Here is a 14,439-nt window from a genome sequence, read left to right as displayed (position 1 = left end):
GCGTGTGGGACGCACCACGGGTGCGGGGGTGTCAGCGCCGGGCAGCTGGGTAGGTTGCCGCCATGGCGCACCCGGACCCTGACCAGTCGCAGCCCTCCCGCGGGACCGGGGAGGAACCCGACCGGCATTCCGTGCAGCCACCGGCCCCCTACGCGCCGCCGCTCTCGCCGTACGGGCAGCCACCGTCGTACCTGCCGCCCCACCCGTACGCGGCACCGTCGCCGTACGGTCAGCCCTATTACGCCCAGCCGGCCCAGACCTCGGGGGTGGCGATCACCGCGCTCGTGCTCGGTCTGGTCTCGATCGTGGTGGGCTGCGGGCTCTTCCTCGGCATCCCGGCGATGATCGTGGGTCGCAGGGCGACTCGCCAGATCGATGAGTCCCAGGGCAGGCTCACCGGTCGCGGACTGGCCCAGGCGGGCTTCTGGACCGGACTCGCCGGCACCGTGCTGTGGGGCTTGTTCTACCTCGCCTACTTCGGCCTGATGGCGACGGTCCTCTTCCTCTCCGAGAGCGCCTCGACCACCTCCAACGTCTGAGCCGGGAGCGCGCCGATCGGGGTCGTCCTCAGCGTGCCCGGACGGCTGAGGCACGGCACGGGCACGGGGTGGGCCGGTGGCACCGGCGATAGCGACCGGTGCCGATCGCGCCACGGGTGCCTGCCGCAGGCGGGGATCCTCGGCGGCGGGCTGAGGCCGGGATCGCCGGTTCGGCTGCGGGATGTGCTCCGACCCGCCGGCTCGCCGTACCCTCGGGTCGTGCGTCAACAGCCCGAACAGCAGGCCCCGCCGGTCCAGCGACTGAGGATCCGCTACGCCAAGCGCGGGCGGTTGCGGTTCACCAGTCACCGTGACTTCAGTCGGGCCTTCGAGCGCGCGCTGATGCGTGAGCGGGTGCCGATGGCCTACTCCTCGGGCTTCAACCCGCACCCGCGCATCTCCTACGCGGGTGCCGCCCCGACCGGGGCCGCGAGCGAGGCCGAGTACGTCGAGATCGGGTTGGCCGCCGTGGTCGAGCCCGAGGCGGTCCGGAGTGCCTTGGTCGAGGCCCTGCCCGACGGGCTCGACGTGGTCGAGGTGGCCGTCTCCACCGGTGGCAAGCTCGCCGACCGACTCCAGGCCAGCACCTGGCTGATCGACCTGCCCACGCCTCTCCCTGTCGCCGAGGCTGCGGTCGAGGCCTTCCTGGCCGCCGAGACGGTCATGGTGGAGCGGATGGCCAAGAAGGGGCTGCGTGAGTTCGACTGCCGCGCCTCCGTCCTGGCGCTGCGGGCCGTCCCACGCCCGGGAGTCGAGGGCTCCAGGCTGGACCTGCTCCTGCGACACGCCGAGCCGGCGGTGCGACCCGACGACGTGATCACGGGTCTGGGGAGCGTCGCGCCCCTCCCGGTCGGCCCCGAGCACGGGGGCGTGCCCCTGCTCACCAGGCTCGCCCAGGGACCACTGGACGAGGAGACCCTCACCGTCGGCGACCCGCTGCTCTGACCCTGAGCACGGGGCTCCCCCCTGCTCACCGGGCTCGCGCAGGGACCGCTGGACGAGGAGACCCTCACCGTCGGCGACCGCTCCTCCGACCCTGAGCACGAGGCTTCCCCCTGCTCACCGGGCTCGCCCAGGGACGGCCGGACGAGGAGACCTTCACCCGTCGGCGACCGCTCCTCCGACCCGTGCCCCGGTTCGTGATGGGTCCGCGTTTCGGGCCAGTCGGCCGCACGTGTGCGATACTCGCCGTGGTCGATGTGGAAGCGATCACCAACTGCCTCCCGATCGACCCGACGACTCATCCGTCGGCCGACTCCCAACCGGAGCACGGTCCGACACACCGGATGCGTGTCGTCGCCAGACCGCGACGCGGCCCGGCAGGTCGGTGACAGCGGCCCGCAGGCTCGGCGACCGCGGCAGGCGGACGGTGCGGGATCCGGTGACGCAGGAGCGCGGGACGAGGCGCCGCCACCGACAAGCTTTCCGCTCTCGGCCGCGACCATCGGGCCGAGCGCGCCCGACACGTCCATCGCCCTCTCGCGGTGGACCGAGGAGCAGCACATGCCCGACGACGTCAACGTCGACGAGACCACCACCCCCGCGACCGCACCGGCCGGGGAACCCGCCGATCAGGGCAGCGAGGCACCGGCGAAGAAGACCGCCGCCCGCAAGACCGCGGCGAAGAGGACCACCACCCGCAAGACCGCGGCCAAGAAGACCGCGACGAAGCGGACCACCGCGAACCAGCAGGCCGAGGCCGCGCCCGACGCCGCCGAGGCGGAGGCTCCCGCCGACGCTCCGGCCCAGACAGCGGAGACGGAGCCGGTCGCCAAGAAGACCGCCGCCCGCAAGACCGCGGCGAAGAGGGCCACCACCCGCAAGGCCGCGGCGGCCGAGCCCGAGGCCGAGCAGCCGCTTCCCGGCACCGACCCGGCGGAGACGAGCGTCGAGGAGACGTCGGCGCCGGTGACGCGGACCAGGAAGACGGCCGCCAAGAAGACCACCACTCGCAGGACCGCGGCCGCCAAGGCGGCCGGGGCTGCCGAAATCGCCCCCGAGGCACCTGCGGCACCCGAGGCCGTCGTCGAGCCGGTTGCGGAACCGGCGGCCGATGCCGCCCAGACCCCGGCCGAGACCCCGGTCGAGGAGACTCCCGCGAAGCGGACGACGGCGCGCAAGACGACGGCCAGGAAGACCGCGACGAAGCGCACCAGCGCGAAGAAGGCCGAGCCCGACGCCGAGCCCCACACCGTGCCCGGTGCGGAGGCCGGAGAGGTCCCGGCGGAGGAGACCGAGGCAGCCGCTCCGGCCGCACGCAAGTCGGCGGCGAAGCGCACCACCGCGAGGAAGACGGCCGCGAAGCGCACCAGCACCCGCAAGGCCGCTGCGTCCGCGGAGATCGTGTCCGAGCCGGCCGTCGAGGCAGCGGCGGAGGTCGCGCCCGAGGCAGCGGATGAGACCGCGGGCGAGGGTACGACGAGTGCCGTCACGCCGCTGTTCCAGGCGCCCACCACGACCACGCGCAAGCGCTCCACCCGCACCCGGAAGGTTGCCGTGGAGGCGACCGAGCCGGTCGAGGACGAGGCGGCCGCGGCGGCCGTCGCCGAGCCGGGCGAGGCCGAGCAGGCACCCGAGCCGGCCAGGAAGAAGGCTCCGAAGAAGGGCAAGTCCCGCGCCAAGGCCGAGCCCGAGGCCGAGGAGGCCGACGAGACCGAGGCGCAGGAGACCCCCGACTCCGCCGCTGAGCCCGCCACTGAGCCCGCCACAGAGCCCGCCACTGAGCCCGCCACTGAGCCCGCCGCCGAGGAGGGGTCGGAGGACTCCGAGGAGGAGGGCGAATGCACCGGTTCGGGGCGTCGTCGCCGCCGCCGGGGCGGTCGTCGTCGTCGCAAGTCGGGCGGCTCCGGTGCTGACGCCGGCGGTGAGGCCGGCGAGGACGCCGCAGCCGAGGCGAGTGACCAGGACGCCGACGAGGACGCCGACCGGGGTCAGGAGGCGCACGGCGAGGATGAGTCCGGTACCGACGGTGGTTCCTCCCGTCGCCGGCGCCGTCGGCGCCGTTCCGGTGAGAGCGGCGGCGGTTCCCAGGACGACCCGGACAACACCGTCACCAAGGTGCGGCAGAGCCGCACCGGCGAGGACCAGATCACCGCGCTGAGCGGGTCGACCCGTCTCGAGGCGAAGAAGCAGCGCCGCCGCGAGGGCCGCGAGGCCGGCCGTCGGCGGGCCCCCATCGTCAGCGAGGCCGAGTTCCTCGCCCGCCGTGAGGCGGTCGAGCGGGTGATGGTCATCCGGCAGCGCAAGGACCTCACCCAGATCGCCGTCCTCGAGGACAAGGTCCTGGTCGAGCACTACGTGGCTCGGGAGTCCCAGACCTCCCTGATCGGCAACGTCTACCTCGGCCGCGTGCAGAACGTGCTGCCCAGCATGGAGGCCGCGTTCATCGACATCGGCAAGGGCCGCAACGCGGTGCTCTACGCCGGTGAGGTCAACTGGAGCTCCCTCGGCTGGAAGGACGGTCAGCCCCGCAAGATCGAGTCGGTGCTCAGCTCCGGTCAGTCGGTGCTCGTGCAGGTCACCAAGGACCCGATCGGGCACAAGGGGGCACGTCTGACCAGCCAGGTCAGTCTGGCCGGCCGGTTCCTGGTCTACGTGCCGGACGGCACCACCAGCGGCATCTCCCGCAAGCTTCCCGACACCGAGCGCTCCCGCCTCAAGAGCCTGCTCAAGGAGATCGTCCCCGACTCGGCGGGCGTGATCGTCCGCACCGCCGCCGAGGGCGCCAGCGAGGATGAGCTGACCCGCGACGTCGAGCGGCTGCGCGCGCGCTGGGAGGAGATCGAGAAGGCCTCCAAGAGCGGCAACGCGCCGAAGCTCCTCTACGGCGAGCCCGACCTGACCCTCAAGGTCGTGCGCGACCTGTTCACCGAGGACTTCAGCAAGCTGGTCGTCCAGGGCGACGGGGCCTGGGACACCGTCCAGAACTACGTCCACCAGGTCGCCCCGGACCTCGAGGAACGGCTGGAGCGGTACGACGCCACCGAGACCAAGGACGCCTTCGCCACCTACCGCATCGACGAGCAGATCGCCAAGGGGCTCGACCGCAAGGTCTGGCTGCCCTCCGGCGGTTCGCTGATCATCGACCGCACCGAGGCGATGACCGTGGTCGACGTCAACACCGGCAAGTTCACCGGCTCGGGCGGCAACCTCGAGGAGACGGTCACCAAGAACAACCTCGAGGCCGCCGAGGAGATCGTCCGCCAGCTGCGGCTGCGCGACATCGGCGGCATCATCGTGGTCGACTTCATCGACATGGTGCTGGAGTCCAACCGGGACCTGGTGCTGCGCCGCATGGTCGAGTGCCTGGGCCGCGACCGTACCCGCCACCAGGTCGCCGAGGTCACCTCCCTGGGTCTCGTCCAGATGACGCGCAAGCGGATCGGCACCGGGCTCCTCGAAGCCTTCAGCGAGCCGTGCGAGCACTGCCACGGCCGTGGCCTGCTCACCCACGACCACCCGATCGAGCAGGGCAAGGGCGGAGGCGCCGACGAGGAGCCTCGCCGCGGTCGCCGTGGCCGTGGACGCGGCAAGGGCGACCAGGAACCCGGGAAGGACTCCGCGAAGGAGTCCGGCAGGGATTCAGCGAAGGGTTCGGGCAAGGACTCGGACACCGTTCGCGACTCGAAGCCGTCGAACGGCGCCTCCCCGAGCGCGCCCTCCCCGAAGGAGTTCGCCGCGATGGCGGGTGCCGATCAGGCTCCGGTCGCTCCGGCAGAGGTCCCCTCGGAGATCCCCGCCGACTCCCCGGTGCCCACCGCGGAAGCCTCGCGCGAGGCGGCGCCGGTGACCGACGCCGCGGTGGCCGCGACCGAGAGCGCGCCGGCGGAGCCGGCCGCCCCGATCGTGCGTACGACGACGCGGCGGCGCGGACAGCGCCGAGGTGCTGCCCAGCAGGTCCCGGCCCCCGAGCCGGTGGCCCCGGCCGAGCCGGTGGCACCCGCCGAGCCCGTGGCCGCGCCGGCCCCCGTTGCACCCACTGAGCCCGTGGCGCCGCCGGCGCCGGTGGCACCCGCCGAGCCGGCCGCCGCAGAGCCGGCCGCCGCCGAGCCGGCCGCCGCAGAGCCGGCCGCCGCAGAGCCGGTCGTGGCGCAGGCGACTGAGCAGACCCCTCCGGCGGAGCCGGCCGGTCCGACGGTGGTGACCCGGACCCGTGGGCGCCGCGGTGCGAGCCGTGCGGTGACCAGCACCGGGCAGGGCACCGTGCTGGAGGCGGCGGCCGTGCCGGCGCCCGTCGTACCCCCGACGGCGGGTGCGGCTCCCGAGCCGCCGAAGGTGGTCACCCGCACGCGTCGTGGCGCGAGCCGCGGCGCCGGGTCCGTGGCCGTCCCTGCCGATCAGGCCGCGGAGTCCACTGGCGAAGAGCCGACCGTGGAGCACGTGCCGGTGAAGAAGAAGGGCTCGCGCAAGCGCTGAGCCGCTGCTGACGACAGCCACGGCCCCGGGGGTGATCACCCCCGGGGCCGTCGCCGTCGTGGACCGAGGCGGTCAGGGCCTCACAGGACCGCCTGGAGGAACTGCTGGGTGCGCTCGTGCTGGGGCGCGGTGAACATCACCTGCGGCGAGGCCTCCTCGATGATGTGGCCCTGGTCGAACATCAGCACGCGGTGCGAGACATCCTGGGCGAACTGCATCTCGTGGGTGACGATCAGCATGGTGATGTCGGTGTTGCGGGCGACGTCCCGAAGAACCTGGAGCACATCGCCGACCAGTTCGGGGTCGAGCGCGGAGGTGACCTCGTCGAGCAGGAGGATCTCCGGCTCCATCGCGAGGGCACGCGCGATCGCGACCCGCTGCTGCTGGCCGCCGGAGAGCTGGGTCGGATGGGCCTGGGCCCTGTCCTTCAGGCCGACCTGGTCCAGCAGGTCCAGTGCGTCGGCCCGGGCCTGGTCCTTGGACCGGCCGAGGACGTGGATGGGCGCCTCGGTGATGTTCTCCAGCACCGACATGTTCGGGAACAGGTTGAACTGCTGGAAGACCATCCCGATCCGGCGCCGGATCCTGCTCACCTCCCCGGAGCGCAGCTTCACCCGGCGCTCACCCCGCTTGGCGTGGGTGAGGGGCTCGCCGTCGACGTAGATGTACCCACCGGTGAGCTCCTCCAGGGTCATCAGCAGACGCAGGATGGTGGTCTTCCCGGATCCGCTCGGACCGATGAGGGTCACGCGCTCACCGCGGTCGACCGAGAAGTTCAGGTCGTCGAGCACGACGTTCTTCCCGAACTGTTTGCGCACGTTCTCCATCACGATCCGCGGCCCGGTCTCGGAACTCCCGGCGCCGGTGGGGTCGGGTGCGGTTTCAGTAGGCAAGCTTCTTCTCCAACTTTCGCATCAGGACGGCCGTGGGATAGCTGGCCGCGAGGAAGATCAGTCCGGCGACGGCGAAGGTCTCGGTGTACTTGAACGACGCTCCGCCGATCCGTTCGGCCTCGGAGACCATCTCGGGCACCGTGATCACGATCAGGAACGGGGTGTCCTTGAACATCGCGATCGCCCAGTTGCCCAGGGAGGGCAGCGTGGCCCGGAGCGCCTGCGGGATGATCACCGCCCGCCAGGTCCGGCGGCGGGGGAGGGAGAGCGCGGTGGCGGCCTCCCACTGGCCCTGCCGGATCGACTCGATGCCGGCCCGGTAGGACTCCGCCATGTAGGTGGAGTAGTGGATGCCGAACACCACGATGCCCAGGTAGGTCAGCAAGGTGGTGGGCTCGATGTCACCGAACCGGCGGAAGCCGTCCAGTTCGGTGACCACGGCCATCCCGAAGAGCAGTTGCAGCGGCAGCGGCGTCATCCGGACGACGTCGAGGATCCAGGCGAGGATCGCACCGGGGATCCGGGGGAGTTCGCGGCGGCCGATCGCCCAGACCAGACCCAGCGCGGCGGCGATGATCGAGCCGAGCACGGTGACCAGCAGGGTGACCTGGAGGAAGGCCGCGAGCAGCGGACCGACCGCCTCGAAGGCGGCATTCGGATCGAATTCCATCAGGCCACCGCCTCGGCCGTCGCCCGATCCGTGACCGCCACGTCAGCGCGCAGGCCGAGCCGGCGCTGGGCCCGGCGCTCCAGCAGGCGTAGCCCGCTGGAGCAGGCGAGGGCGATCAGGTAGTAGAGCAGGAAGACGATTCCGTACGCCGTCCACAGGCCCACGTCGGGATCCTTCCGCATCTCGTCGGCCCAGTAGGTCAGGTCGTGCAGGCCGAGCAGCAGGGCGACGGCGGTGCCCTTGACCAGCATCACCGTCAGGTTGTTCAGGCCCGGCAGCATCAGGGCCCAGGCCTGTGGCCAGACGACGCGGCGTACCTTGAGCGGCCACGACATGGACAGGGCGAGGGTGGTCTCCCACTGGCCCTTGGGCACCGCGTTCAGCGAGCCGCGGACCACCTCCGAGCCGTAGGCCCCGTAGTTGAGGCCCAGGCCGACGATGCCGGCCCCCACCGGGCCGAGATCGAGCCCGAGCGGCGGGAGGACGTAGTAGAGGAAGAACAGCTGGACCACCAGCGAGGTGCCCCGGAAGAACTCCACGATCACCCGGGAGACCACCGGGAGCACGGGAAGCGGACTGATCGCGGCCAGCCCCAGGACGACGGAGACGACAATGGCGACCGCCACCCCACCCAGGGAGAGTTGCAGGGTGACCTGCAGACCCTCCCAGAGGTAGGGACGGTAGTCCGAGAGTGCCTGGAGGATGTCGGACAAGACGTCGGATCAGCTCGTCGGCTCGTAGTCGTCGACCGAGGGCAGGTCGCCCTCGCACAGCATGTCGGTCGAGACCGCGTCGGTGGGACGCTCCGCCTCGGAGAATCCGAAGGGGCCGAGCACCCGCTTGTACTCCGCCTTGTCCCCGACGATCTTGGCCAGCTCCTTGTTGTAGGCCTCGCGCAGCTCGGAGTCCTCCTCCCGGAAGACGGTGGCACCCGCTCCGACCTGGACGGTGTCGTCGACGACGGCCTCGAAGGGCTCGGTCGCCTCCAGGCCCGCGTCGGGGTTCTCCTCCACCCAGGTGCGCACCGAGATGCCGGTCAGGGCGAACACGTCGGCCCGGCCGTCCTGCACGGCGGCATAGCCGTCCTCGGCCGAGTTGACCGTGGTGACGTCGATGCCGAGATCGTCGGCGTAGCCCTGCTCGATGGCGCCGTTGATGGCGGCGAAACGTACGTCGGAGTCGGCGATGTCCGCCATGTCGTGCAGGTCCTCGGGGTTGCCCTCCGGTACGGCGAAGGACGTGGTGTACATGATCTCCGGGTCGCCGAAGGCGGCCTGCTCACACCGCTCGGGGAGGATCGACATGCCGGCGCTCACAGCGTCGTAGTGGCCCGCGTTGAGCCCGGGGATCAGCGAGTCCCACTCCACGACCTCGGCCTCGACGTTGTCGATGCCCAGCTTGTGGAAGATCTCCTCGTGCAGGGCGACGGTCGCGCCGGTGGGCTCGCCGTCATCCAGGTAGCTGTAGGGCTTCTCGCCGGCGATCGCGATCGTGATGGTGCCGTCCTCCTTGAGGCTCTCGAGCGAGGCTCCGGCACTGTCACCCCCCTCGTCGGAGCCACCGCAGGCGGACAGGGTCAGAGCGCTCAGGGCCAGGGTGACCGCGCAGGTGCGTGCTCCACGGGTGGTGGGCAGTCGCATGCATGAACCTTTCTGTTCGTCCGGGCAGCGCTGATCGCCGTCCCCGAGGTCGGACCCAGGGACCGTAGACACGGTTCGCTGAAGTTCTCAACGACCTCCCGGGCGGATCGGATCGGCCTCGGAGGGGGCGCGACCGCCGTCCTGACCTGCGCAAACAGGGTGGCGCGGGACGGACATACCGACGGTCCGGGTCGTTATCGTTTCGTTATCCGCGCGGTGGCCGGTGGCTCGGCGTACGCTGGGGCGGCGCCGTTTTGCGGTGCCACCGGAGCATCCGTACTATTGGACTTCGGCGTGCGTCGTGTGCGCCACCTGCGAGCATCCCACCTCCACCAGTGCCTGACGGCCCGATCCTGACGGCGGAGGGCAGCGGTGTGCCGCAGCCCGTGAACTGTGAGCAAGTCAGGATGAAGGAGACCGCGGTGTACGCGATCGTGAAGGCTGGCAGCATCCAGCAGAAGGTTGCCGTCGGCGACGTCATCGAGATCGACAAGGTCGAGACCGGCGTCGGTGATTCCGTCACGCTCCCCGTCGTGCTCGTGGTCGACGGCGAGCAGGTCACCTCGACCGGTCTGGACAAGGCCGCAGTGACCGCCGAGGTCCTCGGTGGCACCAAGGGCCCCAAGATCGTCATCCAGAAGTACAAGAACAAGACCGGGTACAAGAAGCGCCAGGGTCACCGTCAGAAGTACACCCAGGTGAAGGTCACCGACATCTCCCTCTGAGCTGGTCGCTCGAGGACAGAATCGACTCAGAAGGAACTGACATGGCACACAAGAAGGGCGCGGCCTCTACCAAGAACGGTCGCGACTCCAACGCCCAGCGCCTCGGTGTGAAGCGCTTCGGTGGCCAGCTGGTCAACGCCGGCGAGATCATCGTCCGCCAGCACGGCACCCACTTCCACCCCGGCTCCAACGTCGGGCGTGGCGGCGACGACACCCTGTTCGCTCTTGCCCCCGGCGCCGTCGAGTTCGGCACCCGGCGTGGCCGTCGGGTCGTCAACATCGTCCCGGCCGAGTGACCTGAGCCGGACTTCTACACTGCGCGAGCAGATCGCCGATGCTCCGGTGCCCGCAAGCACAGGAGACACCGGCCTCCTCGACTCGCAGCCGCACCATCACCCAGGGCGTCCCCGCAATCGGGACGCCCTGAGTGCGTATCGGCACCCATCCACCGCACCACACGGCCTCACAGGAGAGTGACCCCATGGCTGTCCCCACCTTCGTCGATCGCGTGACGCTGCTCGTCGCGGGAGGTCGGGGCGGTCACGGCGTGGCCTCCGTGCACCGGGAGAAGTTCAAGCCGCTCGGCGGCCCCGACGGCGGCAACGGCGGCCCCGGTGGCTCGGTGATCCTGCGGGTGACCCCCGACGTCACCACGCTGATCGACTACCACCACAGCCCCCGCCGCAAGGGCAGCAACGGCGGCCAGGGTGCCGGCGCGCACCGCAACGGCGCCCACGGCGAGGACCTGGTGCTGCCGGTCCCCGAGGGCACCGTGGTCACCGACCTGAAGGGCAACGTGCTCGCCGACCTGGTCGGCGCGGGCACCGAACTGGTCGTCGCGGCCGGCGGTCGCGGGGGTCTCGGCAACGCCGCGCTGGCCAGTTCCAAGCGCAAGGCCCCCGGTTTCGCCCTCCTCGGCGAGCCGGGCGAGGAGCGCCAGATCGGCCTCGAGCTCAAGGTCGTGGCCGACATCGGCCTGGTCGGCTACCCGAGCGCGGGCAAGTCCAGCCTGATCGCCTCGATCTCCCGTGCCCGCCCCAAGATCGCCGACTACCCGTTCACGACGCTGGTGCCGAACCTCGGCGTCGTCCGGGCCGGGGAGACCACCTTCACCGTGGCCGACGTGCCCGGCCTCATCGAGGGCGCCGCGGAGGGCCGCGGCCTGGGGCACGAGTTCCTGCGCCACATCGAGCGCTGCGCCGCCCTGGTGCACGTGGTGGACGCCGCCTCGATCGAGCCGGGGCGCAACCCGCTCGACGACCTGGAGGTCATCGAGGGGGAGTTGGCCCGGTACGGCGGCCTGGAGGACCGGCCGCGCCTGGTCGCGCTCAACAAGATCGACGTCCCCGACGGCCGCGACATCGCCGACATGACCGTCGCGGACATCGAGGCCCGCGGATACCGGGTGTTCCCGATCTCGGCCGCGTCCGGCGAGGGCACCCGCGATCTGATCTTCGCGATGGCTGAGATCGTGGCCGGGTCGCGGGCGGAGACCCCCAGCGTGCCGCCGCAGCGCATCGTGCTGCGCCCCGAGGGCATCGACGCCGGCACCGACTTCACCGTCAAGGAGATCAAGGACCCCGCCGACGGCATCGCCCGCGCGTTCGTCGTCCGCGGCGAGAAGCCGGAACGGTGGGTCCGGCAGACCGACTTCACCAACGACGAGGCGGTCGGCTACCTCGCCGACCGGCTCAACCGGCTCGGTGTCGAGGACCGGCTCCTCGAACTCGGCGCCGTCGAGGGCGAGACCGTCATCATCGGCCCCACCGAGAACGCCGTGGTCTTCGACTTCCGTCCGCTGGTCGAGGCGGGTGCGGAGATGCTCGGTCGCCGCGGCGAGGACCAGCGCTTCGACGAGTCCCGTCCCGCCGCCCGGCGTCGGCGCGCGATCGACGAGGCCATGCCCGAGCGCGGCGAAGGGGAGGCCCGCGCCGACGTCGCCCGCCGGATCGACGAGGGTGACGGGCCGGTCTCCTACGAGATCGGCGGTGAGGACGACCCGGACTGGATGGAGTACGACCCCGACGCGGACCGCCCCGAAGGCGACCCCGACGGGGACCAGCCTGCGGGGGAGACCGACACCGACGACCGCGCGTGACCCGGCAGACCGCCCGCTCCGCGGTGACCCGCGCCCGCCGGATCGTGGTCAAGGTGGGCTCTTCCTCCCTGACCACGGCGGCCGGCGGGATCGACCCGCACCGGGTGACCACCCTCGTCGAGGCGCTCGCCGCCACCCGCGCGCGTGGGGTCGAGGTCGTGCTGGTCTCATCCGGAGCCATCGCCGCCGGGCTCGCTCCGCTCGGGATGCGCAGCCGTCCCCGCGGCCTGGCCGCCCAACAGGCCGCGGCCTCGGTGGGCCAGGGCCTTCTGGTGCACCGCTACACCGAGGAGTTGGCGCGGCACGGTCTCACCGCCGGTCAGGTGCTGCTCACCGTGGACGACGTGGTGCGGCGAGCGCACTACCGCAACGCCTACCAGACCCTCACCACCCTGCTCGAGCTCGGCGTGCTCCCCGTGGTCAACGAGAACGACACGGTGGCCACCGGCGAGATCCGCTTCGGTGACAACGACCGGCTGGCGGCGCTGGTCGCCCACCTGGTCAAGGCCGACCTGTTGGTGCTGCTCTCCGACGTCGACGGTCTCTACGACGCACCGCCCTCGGACCCCGGCAGCAATCGCATCGCCGAGGTCGGCTCCTGGGCGGAGATCGAGGGGATCCAGGTCGGCTCCGCCGGGTCGGCCGGTGTCGGCACCGGAGGCATGGTCACCAAGCTCGACGCCGCGAGGATGGCCACCGGTGCCGGGATCCCGGTCGTGCTCACCGCCGCCGCGCACGCCGCCTCCGCCCTCTCCGGGGCCTCCACCGGGACCCTGTTCCAGCCGACCGGTCGCCGCCGCCCGGCGCGACTGCTCTGGCTCCGGCACGCGACCGAACCCCAGGGGCATCTGGTGCTCGACGAGGGTGCGGTCGCGGCCGTGGTCGACCGCCGGGCCTCGCTGCTCCCCGCCGGCGTCACCGAGGTCACCGGTCGCTTCGACGCCGGCGACCCCGTCGACCTGGTCGACCCCACCGGACGCCCTGTCGCCCGGGGACTGGTCAACTTCGATGCCGCCGAGATCCCCAAGCTGCTCGGCCGCTCCACCCGCGACCTCAAGCGAGAACTCGGGCCGGCCTACGAACGCGAGGTCGTGCACCGCGACGACCTGGTCATCCTCTGACCCACCCCCGGCCGCCCCCTTCGTCCTCGACCGACGGTGGGTCGACACAGATGGTGGGCACGGTTGGTGACCGCGGACCGGTACGCCGTACCCTGGGAGGAGCCATGTCGACCCCCACCGTCTACCTCGACCATGCCGCGACCACCCCGATGGTTCCCGCGGCCGTGGAGGCCATGACGGCACAGCTGCTCGAGGTGGGCAACGCGAGTTCGCTGCACGCCTCGGGGCGGCGCGCGCGGCGCGTGGTCGAGGAATCCCGGGAGACGATCGCGCAGGCACTCGGATGCCGGCCCGGCGAGGTCGTCTTCGCCTCCGGTGGCACCGAGAGCGACAACCTCGCCCTCAAGGGGGTCTTCTGGTCCCGCCGTGCCGCCGATCCGCGGCGTACCCGCATCCTGTCGACCGCGATCGAGCACCACGCGGTGCTCGATCCGCTGGCCTGGCTGGCCGAGGGGGCCGAGCAGGCCGAGGTGGAACTGCTCCCCGTCGACGCTCGTGGACGGCTCGACCCGGCGACGCTGGAGGCCGCGATCGAGCGCGACCCCGACACGGTGGCCCTGGTCTCGGTGATGTGGGCCAACAACGAGGTCGGCACGCTCCAGCCGATCGACGAGGTCGTCGCCCTCGCCGGCCGATACGACATCCCCGTGCACACCGACGCGGTCCAGGCCGTCGGTGCCGTCCCCGTCGACTTCGCCACGAGCGGCGTCGACGCCCTCACCCTCACCGGGCACAAGCTCGGCGGCCCCTACGGCATCGGAGCACTGCTGGCTCGTCGCCAGCTCGACATGACCGCTCTCCTGCACGGCGGCGGGCAGGAGCGGGACGTGCGCAGCGGCACCATCGACCCGCCCGCGGTGGCCGGCTTCGCCGCGGCGGTCGAGCTCGCGGTCAAGCAACAGGCCGACTACGCCGTGCGCGTGGCGGGGCTGCGGGACCGGCTGGTGCGGGGCGTGCTGGCGGCGGCTCCGGAGGCGGTCCTGAACGGCCCCGACCCGGCCGAGCCCGGAGCCCGGCTGCCCGGGATCGCGCACTTCAGCTTCCCCGACTGCGAGGGCGACTCGCTCCTGATGCTGCTCGACGCCCGCGGCATCGAGTGCTCCACCGGGTCGGCCTGCTCGGCCGGCGTGCCCCAGCCCAGCCATGTGCTGTTGGCGATGGGGCGCGATGACCGGACCGCGCGGAGCTCGCTGCGGTTCTCCCTGGGGCACACCTCGACCGAGGCCGACGTCGACGCGCTCGTGGCCGCCATCGGGCCGAGTGTCGAGCGCGCCAGGACGGCCCACGCATGACCACCCCGTGCATGACCACCGGGCGTCCTTCATCTCCGCTGCGCAC

12 protein-coding genes are annotated in these 14,439 nt (G+C 71.8%); 8 read left to right on the top strand and 4 right to left on the bottom strand.

Annotated elements, in window-relative coordinates:
• The first annotated feature begins 62 nt into the window (after positions 1–62).
• The 3 genes from G515_RS22455 (at position 63) to G515_RS0103515 (ending at position 5,954) form a co-directional block, all read left to right on the top strand.
• Positions 63–539 carry a DUF4190 domain-containing protein gene (locus G515_RS22455; RefSeq protein ID WP_051217800.1) on the top strand — a complete coding sequence of 159 codons (477 nt, stop codon included), beginning with the start codon at positions 63–65 and terminating at the stop codon, positions 537–539.
• A gap of 219 nt (positions 540–758) precedes the next feature.
• Complete coding sequence (locus G515_RS0103520) at positions 759–1,484, top strand: TIGR03936 family radical SAM-associated protein (RefSeq protein WP_028659031.1); 726 nt, start codon at positions 759–761, stop codon at positions 1,482–1,484.
• A 558-nt stretch (positions 1,485–2,042) separates the two neighbouring features.
• Positions 2,043–5,954 carry a ribonuclease E/G gene (locus G515_RS0103515; protein ID WP_028659030.1) on the top strand — a complete coding sequence of 1,304 codons (3,912 nt, stop codon included), beginning with the start codon at positions 2,043–2,045 and terminating at the stop codon, positions 5,952–5,954.
• 80 nt (positions 5,955–6,034) lie between these two features.
• On the opposite strand, the gene ehuA is transcribed toward G515_RS0103515, so the two are convergent.
• The 4 genes from ehuA to ehuB are packed head-to-tail and all read right to left on the bottom strand — an operon-like array spanning position 6,035 to position 9,157.
• Positions 6,035–6,847 carry an ectoine/hydroxyectoine ABC transporter ATP-binding protein EhuA gene (gene ehuA / locus G515_RS0103510; protein ID WP_281168277.1) on the bottom strand — a complete coding sequence of 271 codons (813 nt, stop codon included), beginning with the start codon at positions 6,845–6,847 and terminating at the stop codon, positions 6,035–6,037.
• Positions 6,837–7,517, bottom strand: coding sequence for an amino acid ABC transporter permease (locus G515_RS0103505; RefSeq protein ID WP_028659028.1), 681 nt, complete (start codon positions 7,515–7,517; stop codon positions 6,837–6,839). The genes ehuA and G515_RS0103505 overlap by 11 nt, the downstream gene beginning before the upstream one ends.
• Complete coding sequence (locus G515_RS0103500) at positions 7,517–8,230, bottom strand: amino acid ABC transporter permease (protein WP_028659027.1); 714 nt, start codon at positions 8,228–8,230, stop codon at positions 7,517–7,519. The genes G515_RS0103505 and G515_RS0103500 overlap by 1 nt, the downstream gene beginning before the upstream one ends.
• Positions 8,231–8,239: 9 nt before the next feature.
• Positions 8,240–9,157 (bottom strand): ectoine/hydroxyectoine ABC transporter substrate-binding protein EhuB, encoded by a 918-nt coding sequence (gene ehuB / locus G515_RS0103495; protein ID WP_028659026.1) that lies wholly within the window; start codon positions 9,155–9,157, stop codon positions 8,240–8,242.
• 422 nt (positions 9,158–9,579) lie between these two features.
• On the opposite strand from ehuB, the gene rplU reads away from it, so the two are divergent.
• The 5 genes from rplU (at position 9,580) to G515_RS0103470 (ending at position 14,393) form a co-directional block, all read left to right on the top strand.
• The gene (rplU, locus tag G515_RS0103490) at positions 9,580–9,882 is read left to right on the top strand and encodes a 50S ribosomal protein L21 (RefSeq protein WP_028659025.1); all 303 of its coding nucleotides are present in this window, start codon (positions 9,580–9,582) and stop codon (positions 9,880–9,882) included.
• Between the two features lie 41 nt (positions 9,883–9,923).
• Complete coding sequence (rpmA, locus tag G515_RS0103485) at positions 9,924–10,178, top strand: 50S ribosomal protein L27 (RefSeq protein ID WP_028659024.1); 255 nt, start codon at positions 9,924–9,926, stop codon at positions 10,176–10,178.
• Between the two features lie 185 nt (positions 10,179–10,363).
• A complete protein-coding gene (gene obgE / locus G515_RS19330; protein ID WP_084653005.1) occupies positions 10,364–11,980 on the top strand; it encodes a GTPase ObgE in 1,617 nt (538 codons plus the stop codon).
• Positions 11,977–13,101 (top strand): glutamate 5-kinase, encoded by a 1,125-nt coding sequence (proB, locus tag G515_RS0103475; RefSeq protein WP_211220925.1) that lies wholly within the window; start codon positions 11,977–11,979, stop codon positions 13,099–13,101. Before obgE ends, proB begins: the two co-directional genes overlap by 4 nt.
• Positions 13,102–13,205: 104 nt before the next feature.
• Positions 13,206–14,393: a cysteine desulfurase family protein gene (locus G515_RS0103470; protein WP_028659022.1), complete on the top strand. Its 1,188-nt coding sequence runs from the start codon at positions 13,206–13,208 to the stop codon at positions 14,391–14,393.
• Positions 14,394–14,439 lie beyond the last annotated feature (46 nt).

It is taken from the genome of Nocardioides insulae DSM 17944 (assembly GCF_000422825.1).
Classification (GTDB): domain Bacteria; phylum Actinomycetota; class Actinomycetes; order Propionibacteriales; family Nocardioidaceae; genus Nocardioides; species Nocardioides insulae.
The sequence above is the reverse complement of the archived record's forward strand: the minus strand, read 5'-3'. Positions and strand labels throughout refer to the sequence as shown.